The 14,801-nt window shown below is 61.8% G+C and carries 16 protein-coding genes; all 16 read left to right on the forward strand.

The window, feature by feature from the left end:
* Window positions 1-213 precede the first annotated feature (213 nt).
* The 16 genes from HBA54_RS00320 to HBA54_RS00395 all read left to right on the forward strand — a co-directional run bounded on the left by HBA54_RS00320 (window position 214) and on the right by HBA54_RS00395 (window position 14,731).
* The gene (locus HBA54_RS00320) at window positions 214-1,425 is read left to right on the forward strand and encodes a porin (RefSeq protein WP_167220326.1); all 1,212 of its coding nucleotides are present in this window, start codon (window positions 214-216) and stop codon (window positions 1,423-1,425) included.
* 16 nt (window positions 1,426-1,441) lie between these two features.
* Window positions 1,442-1,672 carry a hypothetical protein gene (locus HBA54_RS00325; protein ID WP_167220327.1) on the forward strand — a complete coding sequence of 77 codons (231 nt, stop codon included), beginning with the start codon at window positions 1,442-1,444 and terminating at the stop codon, window positions 1,670-1,672.
* A 278-nt stretch (window positions 1,673-1,950) separates the two neighbouring features.
* Entirely contained in the window at window positions 1,951-2,913 is a 963-nt protein-coding gene (locus HBA54_RS00330) for a LysR family transcriptional regulator (RefSeq protein WP_167220328.1), read from the forward strand.
* A gap of 46 nt (window positions 2,914-2,959) precedes the next feature.
* Complete coding sequence (locus HBA54_RS00335) at window positions 2,960-3,169, forward strand: DUF6898 family protein (protein ID WP_167220329.1); 210 nt, start codon at window positions 2,960-2,962, stop codon at window positions 3,167-3,169.
* A 148-nt stretch (window positions 3,170-3,317) separates the two neighbouring features.
* Window positions 3,318-3,755, forward strand: coding sequence for a ribose 5-phosphate isomerase B (gene rpiB, locus HBA54_RS00340; RefSeq protein WP_167220330.1), 438 nt, complete (start codon window positions 3,318-3,320; stop codon window positions 3,753-3,755).
* Between the two features lie 31 nt (window positions 3,756-3,786).
* The gene (gene glyA / locus HBA54_RS00345) at window positions 3,787-5,103 is read left to right on the forward strand and encodes a serine hydroxymethyltransferase (protein ID WP_167220331.1); all 1,317 of its coding nucleotides are present in this window, start codon (window positions 3,787-3,789) and stop codon (window positions 5,101-5,103) included.
* Window positions 5,104-5,192: 89 nt separating this feature from the next.
* On the forward strand, window positions 5,193-5,651 hold the full coding sequence (nrdR, locus tag HBA54_RS00350; RefSeq protein WP_167220332.1) for a transcriptional regulator NrdR: 459 nt from the start codon (window positions 5,193-5,195) through the stop codon (window positions 5,649-5,651).
* Window positions 5,635-6,750: a bifunctional diaminohydroxyphosphoribosylaminopyrimidine deaminase/5-amino-6-(5-phosphoribosylamino)uracil reductase RibD gene (gene ribD, locus HBA54_RS00355; protein WP_322095952.1), complete on the forward strand. Its 1,116-nt coding sequence runs from the start codon at window positions 5,635-5,637 to the stop codon at window positions 6,748-6,750. Before nrdR ends, ribD begins: the two co-directional genes overlap by 17 nt.
* Before the next feature lie 53 nt (window positions 6,751-6,803).
* Window positions 6,804-7,394, forward strand: a complete 591-nt coding sequence (locus tag HBA54_RS00360; protein ID WP_167220333.1) for a riboflavin synthase — start codon at window positions 6,804-6,806, stop codon at window positions 7,392-7,394.
* The gene (gene ribB, locus HBA54_RS00365; RefSeq protein ID WP_205944340.1) at window positions 7,395-8,549 is read left to right on the forward strand and encodes a 3,4-dihydroxy-2-butanone-4-phosphate synthase; all 1,155 of its coding nucleotides are present in this window, start codon (window positions 7,395-7,397) and stop codon (window positions 8,547-8,549) included. It begins immediately after the preceding gene.
* Between the two features lie 8 nt (window positions 8,550-8,557).
* Window positions 8,558-9,022 carry a 6,7-dimethyl-8-ribityllumazine synthase gene (ribH, locus tag HBA54_RS00370; protein ID WP_167220859.1) on the forward strand — a complete coding sequence of 155 codons (465 nt, stop codon included), beginning with the start codon at window positions 8,558-8,560 and terminating at the stop codon, window positions 9,020-9,022.
* Between the two features lie 30 nt (window positions 9,023-9,052).
* The gene (gene nusB, locus HBA54_RS00375) at window positions 9,053-9,577 is read left to right on the forward strand and encodes a transcription antitermination factor NusB (protein WP_167220334.1); all 525 of its coding nucleotides are present in this window, start codon (window positions 9,053-9,055) and stop codon (window positions 9,575-9,577) included.
* A gap of 19 nt (window positions 9,578-9,596) precedes the next feature.
* Window positions 9,597-10,586 carry a thiamine-phosphate kinase gene (gene thiL, locus HBA54_RS00380; protein WP_167220335.1) on the forward strand — a complete coding sequence of 330 codons (990 nt, stop codon included), beginning with the start codon at window positions 9,597-9,599 and terminating at the stop codon, window positions 10,584-10,586.
* A gap of 95 nt (window positions 10,587-10,681) precedes the next feature.
* The gene (locus tag HBA54_RS00385) at window positions 10,682-11,137 is read left to right on the forward strand and encodes a flagellar basal body-associated FliL family protein (RefSeq protein WP_167220336.1); all 456 of its coding nucleotides are present in this window, start codon (window positions 10,682-10,684) and stop codon (window positions 11,135-11,137) included.
* 102 nt (window positions 11,138-11,239) lie between these two features.
* Entirely contained in the window at window positions 11,240-12,430 is a 1,191-nt protein-coding gene (locus HBA54_RS00390; protein ID WP_240932426.1) for an MFS transporter, read from the forward strand.
* 201 nt (window positions 12,431-12,631) lie between these two features.
* The gene (locus HBA54_RS00395) at window positions 12,632-14,731 is read left to right on the forward strand and encodes a sodium-translocating pyrophosphatase (protein WP_167220337.1); all 2,100 of its coding nucleotides are present in this window, start codon (window positions 12,632-12,634) and stop codon (window positions 14,729-14,731) included.
* Window positions 14,732-14,801: the final 70 nt, after the last annotated feature.

The raw sequence follows: 14,801 nt of genomic DNA on the forward strand, positions 1-14,801 counted from the left end.
GTACATAATCCGAATGCTCTCGCTAGAGAATTCGACAGCTGTAATATAGTATAAAATAGAAACAATCTGTTTCTTTTAATTTATAATTCTCGTTATTATTTGATCAAGTGTGATTTCTGTAAATCACAAAATCCCCGATACTTATCTTCTTCTTCGCTTCGCAGTTTGCGTGGGTGTGGGCGAGGCGCGATAGGATTGGGGAGGAAGCCTCTTATGTCGATGGTTGGGAAGCATGGCTACCTTTACGGGACGGCCATGATTGTTGCGTTGGCTGCTGCTGTTCCGGCTGCCGCGCAGACTAACGAAGAGCTGAAGAGTGAGATTCAGTTCCTGAAGGAACGCCTTCAAAAGCTCGAGGAGAAGCAGAACAAGCTGGAGCAGAAGTCTGCTGCCCAGGATCAGCAGGTTATCGAGTCCGGCAACGACAAGGTGAAGCTGTCGATTTCGGGACAGGTGAACCGTGGCGTTCTCTTTGCCGACAACGGCGACGATTCCGAGGTCTTTCATGTCGACAACGACAACTCGTCGACCCGTCTGCGCTTCATCGGTGAAGGTGAACTCGATTCCGACATCACTGTCGGCACGCAGATAGAGGTTCAGTTTGAGTCCAACTCCACGGCTGCCATCAGCTTCGATCAGGATTCTCCCGCAGGCCCCAACAACTTTACGGAACGCAAGCTGGAGATCTTTGCCGACAGCAAGACATTGGGGCGCCTCTGGATTGGGCAGGGCGACACGGCCTCCAACGGGACTTCGGAAATCGATCTCTCAGGGACCGCGGTGGTTGCCTATTCAGGAATCGGTGATCTGGCCGGCGGTCTTGAGTTCAGCGACGGCAGCGGGGCGCTGGGCCCCAGCATCAGCGACGTCTTCAGCAATTTCGACGGACTAAGCCGCGACGACCGGGCCCGCTATGACACGCCCGGTCTATACGGCTTCAAGGGATCGGTCTCTGCAATAGACGGCGGCGCCTGGGATGCGGGGATTACTTACGGCGGCGATTTCAATGGTGTGAAGGTCGCCGCCGCTGCGGCTTATGCCAACGCAAGTTCCCGGGCCGGGTTCGATCAATACAATGGTTCGGTTTCGGTGCTGACCCCGATCGGTATCAGCGTTACCGCAGCGGCGGGCATGCGCGAAGACGACGGTTCCGGCGATGACCCGGTCTTCTATTATGGCAAGTTGGCATACACCTTCAGCGCCATTGATTTTGGCGACACGACTTTCGGTATCGATTTCGCCCAGACCGATGATCTCGATGTTGCGGGAGACGAGTTCCGCTCCTACGCCATCTTCGCGGTGCAGAACATCGACGATATCGGAACCGAGCTCTATATCGGCGCGCGCAATCACGAGCTCGATCGGGAAGGGGCGAGCTTCGACGACCTTTTCGCCGTCCTGGCCGGTGCGCGGGTGAAGTTCTGAGAAGGATAGTGATGTGATGATGACCGGATCAAACCAGCGCCTGCTTCAACCAAGATCGAACAGGGCGCTTTCGGCCATGGCGATGGTCGGGCTTCTGGCCCTTGCCGTGGTTCTTGCGGGCTGCGCGGATGTGAAGCCTCTGGAGTACCGCGCGGTCGATCAGATCAAGCCAGGTCCAGGCTTGCTCACCGGAGAGGACGGCGAATTCGTCCTCTACGGATCCTCTCGCAAATCGGTGTTGGACTGAACGCCAAGCCACGAACTCAGGGGGAGCTTTGCTCCCCCTATTTTTGTGCCGGATCGTTCGGCAGGCGTCCTGACGGACATTCCCGCTATCCCCTCGTGTCATCGTAGGAATGTGATCTCTCCTGTGTGCCCGTACAACTTCTCGTGAGTGGATGTGAATAGGGTGTAACGATTCGCCGGTACTAGACTCTCCCTGCTGAGGTTGAACTGAATCGCTTGGTTCATTCAGGCATCGGCCGGGTAAGCACTCGGTCCTGCTGCCTACAGTGGGGAGACGGAATGACAGACTCCCATGAGTTGACTCACATTGTGGTCTTCTCTTGCGTGGCCGATCTCCGCAGCTTCACCGCTGCAGCGGCACGGCTTGGTTTGTCGAAGCCGACGGTGAGCAAGCATGTAAGCGCGCTGGAGGCGCACCTTGGCGCCAGGCTGCTGAACCGGACGACGCGCTCCATCGGATTGACGGAAATCGGCAAGAGGTTCCATGCGCGCTGCCATCGGATCCTTGCTGATCTCGACGAGGCAGAGTCCGAGGTCATGCACTACCAGGCCTTACCGCAAGGCAAGCTGAGGGTCACGGCGCCGCCTTCGCTGGGATCGCGTCACATCGCACCCTTCCTGGGCGACTTTTTCGATCGCTATCCAAAGCTGGAAATCGACATGGTTCTCGATGACCGCAAGATCGATCTTGCCCGATCGGAGATCGATCTGGCGATCCGGGTCGACACCGGCCCGCCCCAAGGGGGCTGGGCAGAGGATCTGGCGCCCTGCAGGCAGGTGGTCTGCGGTGCGCCGGCCTATGTTGCCCGTTTCGGCATTCCCGCAACGCCGGCGGCTTTGAGCACGCACAACTGTCTTTCCTGTTCGCATTTGGCCACGCGCGAATTCTGGCAGCTTGTCGACGCCGATGGCCGCGAGCAGCGCATCAAGGTGCACGGCCGGCTGCGCTGCGACAATGCAGAGGCGATGCGCCGCGCGGCTGTGGCAGGCGTGGGGCTCGCCCTGATGCCGACGTTCCTTGTCTCAGAGGATCTCGCCGATGGTACCCTGGTGGATGTCCTGCCGGGGTTCCGGACGGAGGTTCACCGCATTTTCGCTGTCTCGCCACACACTGGCTATCTGGCGCCCAAGGTGCGGGCCTTTGTCAGCTATCTGTCCGAGGTTTTTGGATCGCCGCCACACTGGGACCGCGCGCCGTCAGCAGAATCTGCACAGCTTCCCCGCGTCATCAATACGACATGAAGTGCTGTTAAGGGTTTGTTTGCCATAGTTGACCGAAAATGGGCCCATGCAGCAAGCACGCGAAATCATCTTCGAATTTCAAAGAGTAGGCGGCTACGTCAAGGTTTCTGCCGTCGATACGCTTACCTCGGCGGAAGTATCGATCGTCGGCCCGCCCTCGGCAGGCCAGGTCCAGCTGGAACGTCTGGCCGCTCAGAAGCTGGAGTACGTTCTGCGAAAGCGTGCCGCCGGGCAGCGCGGCGGGCTGGTCATTTAGGGCTCTGCTTCTGTTCCGTGCGAAGTAGCCTCCAGGCGACGCGAAATCTCTGAAATCCGGCGCCCCGACACCTTGTGGCGTCTTTTCATCAGACTGCGACATATGGTAGGGTCCGCCGGTTTTCCGGAGCAGTTGGGCGTTACAAACCATGGTGTCGAAGTCGATCGCAGTTGCGGCCGATCATGCAGGCTTTGATCTCAAGTCGAAGCTTGTGGAGGAGCTGCGTCTCGCAGGATACGAGGTGCTCGATCTGGGCACCCAGGATGCCACGACATCGGTGGACTACCCTGACTTTGGCCGGGCCGTTGCCGAGGCCGTGACCACGGGCAAGGCCGCGCGCGGCGTGGTGGTCTGCGGCACCGGTATCGGGATATCGATTGCCGCCAATCGGCACGCCGGCGTAAGGGCGGCGCTCTGCCACGACGAAACCTCCGCCCGGCTGTGTCGTGAACATAATGATGCCAATGTCTTAGCATTGGGGGCTCGGCTTATAGGTGAGGTCGTGGCCAAAGACTGCCTTCATACTTTTCTGAATACGGAGTACGCCGGCGACCGTCATGCCCGGCGTGTGGCCAAACTGGGGTGATGACCCCTTGCCCGAGGAGTTGCATGCGACGATGACCGCTGCCAATGCCGCCGAGACCCTGCCTCAGCAGGACACCTTTTTCTCCGCCCGCCTGAGCGAGACGGACCCCGAGCTTGCCGATGCGATCCGGGGCGAACTCCGGCGCCAACAAGACCAGATCGAGCTGATTGCGTCAGAGAACATTGTGTCTCTGGCCGTGTTGGAGGCGCAGGGCTCGGTACTGACGAACAAGTACGCGGAGGGTTATCCGGGCCGCCGCTACTACGGCGGCTGCGAGTACGTCGATGTCGCCGAGGAACTGGCGGTCAAGCGTGCCAAGCAGCTGTTCGGTTGCGAGTTTGCCAACGTCCAGCCCCATTCCGGCGCCCAGGCCAACCAGTGTGTCGCCCTGGCTCTGCTGAAGCCGGGTGATACGATCATGGGGATGGCCTTATCGGCCGGCGGGCACCTGACCCATGGGGCGAAGCCGAATCTGTCGGGTAAGTGGTTCAACGCCGTACAGTACGGTGTGCGCAAGGAAGACGGCCTGATCGACTTCGACGAGGTCGAGCGCCTGGCCCTGGAGAACCAGCCGAAACTCATCATCGCCGGTGGATCGGCCTATCCCCGGTTCATCGACTTTGCCCGCTTCCGTGAAATTGCCGACAAGGTCGGGGCTTACTTCATGGTCGATATGGCCCATTTTGCGGGGCTCGTGGCCGGCGGTGTTCACCCCAGTCCGCTGCCGCACGCACACATCGTGACGACGACGACCCATAAGACCCTTCGGGCGGGACGTGGCGGCATGATCCTGTCGAACGACCTGGATCTGGGTAAGAAGATCAACTCAGCGGCTTTTCCGGGCCTACAGGGTGGGCCCCTGATGCATGCGATCGCATCGAAAGCGGCTGCTTTCGGCGAAGCTCTGCGGCCGGAATTCAAAGACTACGCAAAGCAGGTTGCCGACAACGCCAAGGTGCTGGCCGAAGCGATGATCGCCGAGGGCTTTGATATCGTCACCGGCGGCACCGATACCCACCTGATGCTCGTCGATCTGCGTCCCAAAGGCCTGACCGGGGTGATCGCTGAAGAAAGCCTCGATCGTGCGGGGATCACCTGCAACAAGAACGGCATTCCCTTCGATCCGGAAAAACCGACGGTGACGTCCGGCATTCGCCTGGGCACGCCCGCTGCCACGACCCGCGGGTTTGGGAGCGAAGAATTCCGTATGGTCGGCGCCTTCATCGGCCGTGTGCTCGATGGCTTGGCTGCGAACCCGGACAACAATGCCGAAACGGAGCAGACGGTTAAGGAGGAGGTGCGGACTCTCTGCGCCCGTTTTCCGATCTATCCCGATATGGTGATCTGAGTGCCGCGGCTGAGGCTTAAATCGTTGCAGGGCTGGTAAGCCGGCGGCTCCGAGCGGCCGGGTGAGTGAAATCAAGGAGAGGGGGAGGTATGCGCTGTCCGTTTTGTGGTAACGAGGACACGCAGGTTAAGGATTCGAGGCCGACCGAGGACAACTCGGCCATCAGGCGCCGGCGACAGTGCCCGAATTGTGGTGCGCGCTTTACGACTTTTGAGCGGGTGCAGCTGCGTGAACTGACCGTTGTCAAATCGAATGGCAAGAGAGAACCCTTTGACCGCGACAAACTGATGCGCTCCATGTCGTTGGCCCTCCAGAAGCGGCCGGTGGATCCGGAACGGCTTGAGCGGGTGGTGAACGGCATGGTTCGCCGGCTGGAATCTTCCGGGGAATCCGACATTCCGACCAAGCTGATCGGCGAACTGGTAATGGATGCCCTCGCCAACCTCGATCAGGTGGCTTACGTCCGCTTTGCCTCGGTTTACAGGAATTTCCGCGAAGCCCGAGACTTCGAGGAGTTCATTGGCAAGCTCGGTGACGGAGACGACTGACCCTCAAGACCGGGATTTTATGCTGGCTGCTCTGGCCCTGGCGGGCCGCGGCTTGGGCCGTGTGGCACCGAATCCCGCCGTCGGTTGCATTTTGGTCAAAGACGGCCGGGTGGTGGGACGCGGCTGGACCCAGCCGGGCGGCCGTCCCCATGCCGAAACCGAAGCGCTGCGCCGGTCCCGGGGTCAGGCTGCTGGCAGTACCGCCTACGTAACGCTGGAGCCCTGTTCCCACCACGGGCAAACCGCCCCCTGTGCGGAAGCCCTGGCCGAAGCCGGGGTGAGCCGCGTGGTCGTGGCGGTGGAGGATCCCGATCCCCGGGTCAGCGGGCGCGGTATTGCCCATTTGCGGGATCGCGGCGTCCGCGTTGATCTGGGGCTTTGCGCGGAAGAGGCGAGGCTTCTCAACGCCGGGTTCTTTTCGCGGATCGGCGACAGCCGGCCGGAGGTGACGGTGAAGCTTGCGACCTCCCAGGATGGGCGCATTGCCACCCACACCGGCCACAGCCAGTGGATTACCGGGCCGCTTTCGCGCCGTCACGCCCATCTGCTGCGCGCTCAGGCCGATGCCGTCCTGGTTGGCAGCCAGACAGCGGTCCTGGACAATCCGCGCCTGGATGTGCGCCTGCCGGGCCTGGAGCCTGCCGCGCCGCTGCGCGTTGTGGTCGATGGCCGCCTGCGCCTGCCGCTGACCCATGATCTGGTCGCGCGCGCCGTGCAGGTGCCGACGCTTTTGGTGACCCACGATGGCAATCCTTCGGAGCGGCTGACAGCCTACGCGGAGGCGGGGGTGGAGGTGTTGATGGTCGGCAAGGACGAGTTCGGCCACTGCTCGCTGCCTGAGGCTCTGGCCGGTCTGGCGGGCAGGGGCGTAAACCGCCTGCTGGTGGAAGGGGGCGGTCATCTTGCCGCGGCCCTTCTGCGCTCGGGCCTTGTGGACCGCCTTGTCTGGTACCGGGCCCCCCTGATAATCGGGGGTGACGGGGTGCCGGCGCTTGCCAGTTTCGGCGTCGACAGGCTTGACGAGGCGCCCCGGTTCCGACAGTCATCACGGCAGCGGCTCGGCCGGGATGTTTTGGATCTCTTTCGCTTCGGCGCTTAGGCCCGTCTCGGCCTTGCCTGGGCCTGTCAGAAACTCGAACCAAGACCGAAACCATGTTTACCGGAATAGTTACCGACCTTGGGTCTTTGCGCGCCATTGAGCAGCAGGCGGATGCCCGCTTTCTCTTTGATACCGGCTATGAGACCGGGGAGATCGCGATTGGCGCCTCGATTGCCTGTTCCGGCGCCTGCCTGACCGTCGTCGACAAGGGGGATGGCTGGTTTGCGGCCGATGTCTCCGGTGAGACCCTCTCCAAGACCACCCTGGGGGGCTGGCAGGCCGGCACCCCGGTCAACTTCGAGCGGGCGCTGCGCCTGGGCGACGAACTGGGCGGGCATCTGGTCTCCGGTCATGTGGACGGGGTTGCCGCGGTGGTGGCCCGTCAAGCGGAGCAGGGGTCGCTTCGTTTCACCTTTGAGGCGCCGGCGGAACTGGCAAAGTTCATCGCGCCCAAGGGGTCGGTGGCGCTGGACGGCGTATCTCTGACGGTCAACGAGGTCGACGGCCGGCGCTTCGGCATCAACCTCATCCCCCATACCGCAGAGGCGACCACGCTTGGCGGCAAGCAGCCCGGCGACCGGGTTAACCTGGAAATCGACCAGCTCGCGCGTTACGTTCAGCGCCTGCTGGACGGAAGGCATTAGATGGCACAGACGGACGAGCCCTGGCGGCTGACTTTCGGCGAGATGATCTCGCCGATCGAGGAGATTATCGAAGAGGCGCGCAACGGCCGGATGTTTGTCCTGGTCGACGATGAAGACCGTGAGAATGAAGGCGATCTGGTTATTCCGGCCCAGATGGCGACGCCCGATGCGATCAATTTCATGGCCCGCTACGGCAGGGGGTTGATCTGTCTGGCGCTGACGCCTCAGCGCATCGAAGAGCTTGGCCTGCCGCTCATGGCCAGAAAAAACGAGTCCCGCAACCAGACCGCCTTCACCACCTCGATCGAGGCCCGTGAGGGGATTACGACGGGCATCTCGGCACCGGACCGCGCCCACACCGTGGCGACTGCGATCGACCCCAGCAAGATGGCCGATGATGTCGCCACGCCTGGCCATATCTTTCCGTTGATGGCCCGCGACGGCGGTGTCCTGGTTCGTGCCGGCCATACGGAAGCCGCTGTCGACCTGGCACGCCTGGCCGGCCTCAATCCGTCCGGCGTTATCTGCGAGATCATGAATGACGACGGCACGATGGCGCGCCGTGACGACCTGATCGCCTTTGCCCAGCGCCACGGCCTGAAGGTTGCCACCATCGCCGACTTGATCTCCTACCGCAGGCGTCACGATTCATTTGTGGAGCGGCGCCTGGAGAGTGAATTCGAGAGCCGCTTTGGCGGGAAATTCAATCTTGCGGTCTACGTCAACACCATCAACTACGCCGAGCACGTGGCAATCTGGAAGGGCGACCTTTCCGGGGCAGACGCCGTTCCTGTGCGGATGCACGCCATCAACGTGCTGGATGACATTCTTGGCGACAAGGCAAGCGGCAAGGCCGGCGATCTGCAGCAGGCCATGCGCATGATCGGCGAAGAGGGCCGGGGCGTCGTGGTCCTGATCCGCGAACCCTCGGCCGATGCCCTGTCGACCTCGTTGAAGTCAAGGCTTGAAGGCAAGGCGCGGGCCGGAGGCGAGCTTCGGGACTATGGTGTCGGCGCGCAAATTCTGTTGGACTTGGGGGTGCGCGACATGATCCTGCTTTCCAATACCAAGCGTACCATCGTGGGTTTGGAGGGTTACGGCTTGAGGGTTGTGGCGCAACGCGCCCTCGGGGATGCCGGTGAGGGGGACGAATGAGCGATTCGATGGATGATGGGCCGCATATCCTGGTGGTCGAAGGCCGCTTCTACGAGGGCATAGCCGATGCGCTCTATGCCGGCACGAAGGCGACGCTGGATGCAGCAGGCGCCACGCACGAGCGCGTTGAGGTGCCCGGCGCCTTTGAGATTCCTGCGGCTATCCAGATGGCGGTTAAGTCCATGGACTTCTTTGCCGGCCGCCGCCGTTTCGATGGTTATGTGGCCCTCGGCTGCGTGATTCGCGGTGAGACTTCGCACTACGACTATGTCTGCGGTGAGAGCGCGAGAATGCTGCAGGACCTTGCCTGCCGCCATACCCTCGCGCTTGGGTACGGCATTCTGACGTGCGAAAACATGGAGCAGGCAAAAGTACGTGCCGCGGTGGACCAGAAGAACAAGGGCGCCGATGCTGCTGCCGCCTGTCTCGCGATGCTCGGCGTGAAACGACATTTTCATCTTTTCCCCCGCTGATCGAAGCTCTGCCTGCAGGATCGGAATCAAGTGACCAGTAGCCCAAATAACTCTGATGGCGCCAAGGGCGTCCGACGCCGCCCCTCAGGCCTGAGTGCTGCCCGCCTGTTGGCGGTTCAGGCGCTCTATCAAATGAGCTTGAACAAGGAGCCGGCGGATCAGGTGATCGCCGAATTCCTGGAGCATAGGGTGAAGGAGGACGTGGAGGGCCTGAAGCACGGCGCGGTCAATCGCAATCTTCTGACCGAGCTGGTTCAGGGGGTCTCGGCTGAGGCCGATATGTTGGACGATATGTTGGCGGCTGTACTCGACGAGGAATGGACCGTTGAGCGGCTGGAGATACTGCTTCTTGTCCTGCTGCGCGCGGCTATCTTTGAATTGTCCGAACGGCTCGACGTGCCTGCGCGGGTGGTGATCTCGGAATATGTGGATCTGGCAAATGCCTTTTTCGATGGGCGCGAAACGTCGTTTGTGAATGGCCTGCTGGATCGTATCGCCCATGTTCTGCGAACCGATGAGTTCGGTGAAGCCGGTGCTCTGCCGGATATCTCCTAGCCCGGACCGGTAGGTCGCTGTGCCGCGCATCGCTGGGGAATTCGCGCTGATCGAGCGGTATCTGGCGCCACTGTCGGTGCCCTCCGAGGGTGCCTTCGGGTTAAAGAACGATGCAGCGGTCCTGGATATTGCAGCCGGCGACCGCCTGGTTGCGACCGTGGACAGTCTGGTCGCAGGGCGGCACTTTCTGCCGGACGATCCCCCCGACAGCGTTGCGCGGAAACTGCTGCGGGTCAGCCTTTCGGATCTGGCTGCGATGGGGGCGGAGCCTGTGAGCTATCTGCTCGCCGCATCATGGCCGCTGGATATAGAAGAGGAATGGATTGCCGTTTTCTGCCAGGGGCTGGCTGCTGACCAGGCGACCTTCGGTGTCACCCTCGTCGGCGGTGATACGACGGCGACGCCGGGTCCCATGACCCTGACCGTTACGGCCTTTGGCCGGGTAAGGGGAACCAGGGTGCTCGACCGCGCGTCGCTTCACCCGGGCGATGATCTCTATGTGTCCGGTACCGTCGGAGATGCCTTTCTTGGCCTGCGCTACCTGCAGGGCGGGATCGACGGCCTGACGAAGACGGCGAGGGAGCGACTTGCCGAGCGTTATCGCTGCCCGGAGCCTCGCGTTGCTTTGGGGCAGGCGCTTTTGGAGCGGGGCCTGGCGACCGCGGCCCTGGATGTTTCGGATGGCCTGGCTGCCGACCTCGGGCACCTGTTGACGGCCTCGGGCGTCGGGGCGGTACTGCGGTTGCAGGATATCCCCCTATCCGGTCCTGCCGAGGAAGGCTTGGCGCTGCTGGGCGAGCCGCCGGAGGTGGTACTTTCCGGGGGCGATGATTATGAACTGCTCTTTGCGGCAGCCCCGGAACGGCTGGCGGAGATCGCGGATCTCTCTCGGGAGCTGTCCCTGCCGATCACGCGGATCGGCGAGGTCTGCGTGGAGGCCGGGCTCTCGTTACTGGATGCCGAGCAGAATCCGGTCGCTCTGAAGTCTACTGGCTGGACCCATTTTTAGGCTTCTTTTCAATCGGTTAATGCTTAACGCCATCTTTACTCGAAACCCTTAACACTGGCTCTCGAACTTCGGACTTTCTGGCAGGATCGAGCGCTTTGCGCATAGTCATTCTTATTGTGGTCGCAGTGATCCTCTTGGTTGGCGCCGGTGGCGGCGCCTGGTGGTTCCTGATGGGGCCTGGGGCTGAGAAGACCGAGGAGTTGATCTCTGAGATCAACAAACCGGAGCCCGTCTTCGTTCCGCTCCATCCCGTTGTCATTTCCCTGATCCAGGAAGGGGAGGTCACCCATCACGTGACCATGCAGTTGACCCTGCAGCTCCATGATACCTGGGACAAGGACCTCACAGACCGCAACATGGCCCGCCTTCGCGATGCGTTCCTTCACGAGATGCACGGTCTTTACGCCATGCGGATGGTGCGCGAAGCCGGTTTCGAATCGCCGTTGGTCAAGAAGCGCCTGATAGAGATATGCGATCGCTTGCTTGGCGAAGGCGTGGTCGCCGAAATCCTGCTTCGCGAACTGGAAAGGCGCCAGCCGAACAAGGCCTGAGGGCCTGGAGGAACGGTTTAGCCGCCGTGCTGCGGCGTTTACGCGCAGCACCTATGATCAATCAGTGCTGTCCAGTTCGATCCTCATCACTAAACTGGCTCCATGGAAGAAGTAGCGCAGTTTCAGCGCCGGTTCGTGATGCGCAATGTTGCCGTTCTGGCGGTTTGCCAGGCTCTGGGTATGAGCTGCCTGGCTTTGTCCATCACCATCACCGCGCTGGTGGGCAATAGCCTGGCGCCTGACCCGTCGCTGGCAACCTTTCCGCTTGCCCTTCAGTTCGTGGCGACGGCTGCTTCCACAATTCCCGCCTCGCTTTTCATGGGGCGCTTCGGCCGGCGGGCCGGCTTTACGGTCGGCGGCATCCTTGGGGTGGCCGGCGGTGTTATTGCCTGCCAGGCGGTGATCGCAGCCAGCTTCGCGATGTTCTGCGTGGGGGCCGCCTTTTTGGGTGCCTTCGCAGCCCATGTCGCCCTCTACCGGTTTGCCGCAGCCGATGTCGCCGGGCCCGAGTATCGCAGCCGGGCCATCTCGCTGGTGATGGTCGGCGGTGTTGCCTCGGCTGTTCTGGGGCCGGAGCTGGCGAAGTGGACTCGGGAGCTCTTCTCCCCAATCCTGTTTGCCGGCGGCTATGCGGCCATTGCCGCGCTGGCTTTCATCGGGGTTGTCCTGGTTCAGGCGGTCAACTTTCCAGCGGTGGTACCCCGCAGCCAACGCGCCAAGGGGCGGCCGCTGGGCGAGATCCTGCGTCAGCCGACCCTTGTGGTCGCTGTTCTCTGCGCCATGGTCGCCTACGGTTCCATGAACCTTGTCATGGTTTCCACGCCGCTGGCGATGGTTGCCTGCGCCCACCCCTTCGAGACGGCGGCCTTCGTCATCCAATGGCATGTCGTGGGCATGTATGCGCCGTCCTTTGTGACCGGCCACCTCATAGAACGAATCGGGGCGCTCAAGGTCATATCCATTGGCTCGCTCTTGGTTCTCGGCTGCATTCTGGTCAATTTGACGGGGATCGAGGTGATACAGTTCTGGGCCGCGCTGCTGCTGCTTGGAGTTGGCTGGAACTTCATGTACGTCGGGGCCACTGCCTTGTTGACCGAAACCTATCGGCCGGAGGAGCAGGCCAGGGTGCAGGCCTTCAACGAGTTCATGGTGTTCGGCACCACGGCCGTGACAGCCCTGGCATCCGGGGCGATTTTCAATGCTTTTGGCTGGCAGGCCGTCAATCTGGGGGTCGTTGTGCCCGTCATTCTGGCGGCCGCCACGGTGATCTGGCTCAGCCGCCGGCGGGCCTGAGTGGCCGATTGGCTGTCTTCGACGGCCATCCCGCGGGGCTCCGCCGAAGTTTTGCCCCAGGGTGGCTGAGCAGTAGCGGTTGCCATTCCCTTACGATTCTGGCATTTTCCGCGCGTTTTTGGGGTGCTGCAGTTGTGCAGCGAAGTCTTCGCGCCGAGTCGCTATCGCCTGACCGGCCTATCTATCTTGAGGGAAACCTATATGTCGATCGAGTTGTACGTGGTGCTCGGCTGCGGGCTGTTGGCCCTGGTCTATGGCGCCTGGGCCACCATGTCGGTGCTCTCGGCCTCCGCCGGGAACGCACGGATGCAGGAAATCGCCGCTGCGATTCAGGAGGGCGCCAATGCCTATCTGAACCGGCAGTACCGCACGATCGCCATCGTTGGCGTCGTGATCTTCGTCCTCCTTTCAGTCGTTCTGGGCCTATGGGATGGCATCGGCTTCCTGATCGGTGCCGTCCTTTCCGGACTGGCCGGCTACATCGGCATGCACGTTTCAGTCAGGGCCAATGTCCGTACGGCAGAAGCTTCCCGCAAGGGGCTGGCCGAGGGGCTTTCGGTGGCCTTCCGCTCCGGCGCCATCACCGGCATGCTGGTGGCGGGCCTGGCGCTCCTGGCTGTCGCCGGCTACTACGCTGTCCTCTTGGAGATTGGCAAGGGTGAGCGCGAAATCTCGGTCGCCCTGGTCGCCCTTGGTTTTGGCGCTTCGCTGATCTCGATCTTCGCGCGCCTCGGTGGCGGTATCTTCACCAAGGGCGCCGACGTCGGTGCCGATCTGGTGGGTAAGGTTGAAGCCGGTATCCCGGAAGACGATCCCCGCAACCCGGCGGTGATCGCCGATAACGTTGGCGACAACGTCGGCGACTGTGCCGGTATGGCGGCCGATCTCTTTGAAACCTATGTGGTGACCGTGGTCGCGACGATGGTTCTGGCCACGATCTTTGCCGTCAACGATCCCAACATCTCTTCCCTGGTGATGTATCCCCTGACGGTTGGGGCGGCCTGCATTATCACCTCGATCATCGGCACCTTCTTTGTGAAGCTCGGGGCTTCGCAGAGCATTATGGGCGCACTCTACAAGGGCTTCATTGCTTCTGCCGTGCTGTCCGCGGCGGTGCTCTGGCCGGTGACCGACCATATCGTCGGCATGGACACCGTTATGACGGCCGCCGGGGTGACTTTTGACGGCCTCGATCTCTACTTCTGCGGCATCGTCGGCCTGGTGGTGACCGGCGCCATCATCTGGATTACCGAGTACTACACCGGCACCGAATATCGGCCGGTTCGCTCGGTCGCTGCCTCCTCGGAGACGGGGCACGGCACGAACGTGATCCAGGGTCTCGCCATTTCCATGGAGGCGACGGCGGTGCCGGCGCTGATTATCTGTGCCGGCATCATCAGCACCTACCTGCTGGCCGGCCTCCTGGGCATCGCCATCGCCGTGACAACCATGTTGGCACTGGCGGGCATGGTCGTGGCGCTGGACGCTTATGGCCCGGTTACGGACAACGCCGGCGGTATTGCCGAGATGGCTGAGCTGGACGATGAAGTCCGCAAGACCACCGATGCCTTGGACGCCGTCGGTAACACCACCAAGGCCGTGACCAAGGGCTATGCCATTGCCTCGGCAGGCCTTGGCGCCCTGGTCCTCTTTGCGGCCTACACCTCCGACCTGGCGCTCTTCGTGTCGGAAGGCTCCATTCAGCCGGGTGGTCCGGTGGACTTCTCGCTGTCCAACCCCTACGTGGTGGTCGGTCTGATCATCGGTGGTCTCCTGCCCTATCTCTTCGGGGCCATGGGCATGACGGCGGTCGGCCGGGCGGCCGGTGCGGTGGTCGTCGAGGTGCGCCGCCAGTTCAAGGAGATCCCCGGGATCATGGAAGGCACCGGCAAGCCCGAGTACGGGACCTGCGTGGATCTTCTGACCAAGGCGGCGATCAAGGAAATGATCATTCCTTCGATGCTGCCGGTGCTGTCGCCGATCGTTCTCTACTTTGTCATCCTGGTGATCGGCGGTCAGGCGGCGGCGCTCAGTGCCGTGGGTGCCATGCTGCTGGGCGTCATCGTGACCGGCATCTTCGTTGCCATCTCGATGACCGCTGGTGGCGGCGCTTGGGACAACGCCAAGAAGTACATCGAAGACGGCAACCACGGTGGTAAGGGCTCGGAAGCCCATAAAGCCGCGGTGACCGGTGATACGGTTGGGGATCCCTACAAGGATACCGCCGGACCGGCCGTCAACCCGATGATCAAGATCACCAATATCGTCGCCTTGCTGCTGTTGGCAGTCCTGGCGCAGTAGTTGGTCTGATATAAAGCAAAGGGCCCCGGAAGCGATGCTTCCGGGGCCCTTTTTTTGTGTCTGCTTTTTG

It is taken from the genome of Pelagibius litoralis, from assembly GCF_011683915.1.
In the GTDB taxonomy this organism is placed as follows: Bacteria; Pseudomonadota; Alphaproteobacteria; order Kiloniellales; family Kiloniellaceae; genus Pelagibius; species Pelagibius litoralis.

What these genes read in the sequence shown, in the direction of transcription:
- HBA54_RS00390 (WP_240932426.1), top strand. Translation starts at nt 11,240, where the DNA reads ATGGAAGAAGTAGCGCAGTTTCAGCGCCGGTTCGTGATGCGCAATGTT.
- HBA54_RS00325 (WP_167220327.1), top strand. Translation starts at nt 1,442, where the DNA reads ATGATGACCGGATCAAACCAGCGCCTGCTTCAACCAAGATCGAACAGG.
- ribB (WP_205944340.1), top strand. Translation starts at nt 7,395, where the DNA reads ATGGCACAGACGGACGAGCCCTGGCGGCTGACTTTCGGCGAGATGATC.
- HBA54_RS00360 (WP_167220333.1), top strand. Translation starts at nt 6,804, where the DNA reads ATGTTTACCGGAATAGTTACCGACCTTGGGTCTTTGCGCGCCATTGAG.
- HBA54_RS00335 (WP_167220329.1), top strand. Translation starts at nt 2,960, where the DNA reads ATGCAGCAAGCACGCGAAATCATCTTCGAATTTCAAAGAGTAGGCGGC.
- glyA (WP_167220331.1), top strand. Translation starts at nt 3,787, where the DNA reads ATGACCGCTGCCAATGCCGCCGAGACCCTGCCTCAGCAGGACACCTTT.
- HBA54_RS00395 (WP_167220337.1), top strand. Translation starts at nt 12,632, where the DNA reads ATGTCGATCGAGTTGTACGTGGTGCTCGGCTGCGGGCTGTTGGCCCTG.
- ribH (WP_167220859.1), top strand. Translation starts at nt 8,558, where the DNA reads ATGGATGATGGGCCGCATATCCTGGTGGTCGAAGGCCGCTTCTACGAG.
- rpiB (WP_167220330.1), top strand. Translation starts at nt 3,318, where the DNA reads ATGGTGTCGAAGTCGATCGCAGTTGCGGCCGATCATGCAGGCTTTGAT.
- HBA54_RS00320 (WP_167220326.1), top strand. Translation starts at nt 214, where the DNA reads ATGTCGATGGTTGGGAAGCATGGCTACCTTTACGGGACGGCCATGATT.
- nrdR (WP_167220332.1), top strand. Translation starts at nt 5,193, where the DNA reads ATGCGCTGTCCGTTTTGTGGTAACGAGGACACGCAGGTTAAGGATTCG.
- HBA54_RS00330 (WP_167220328.1), top strand. Translation starts at nt 1,951, where the DNA reads ATGACAGACTCCCATGAGTTGACTCACATTGTGGTCTTCTCTTGCGTG.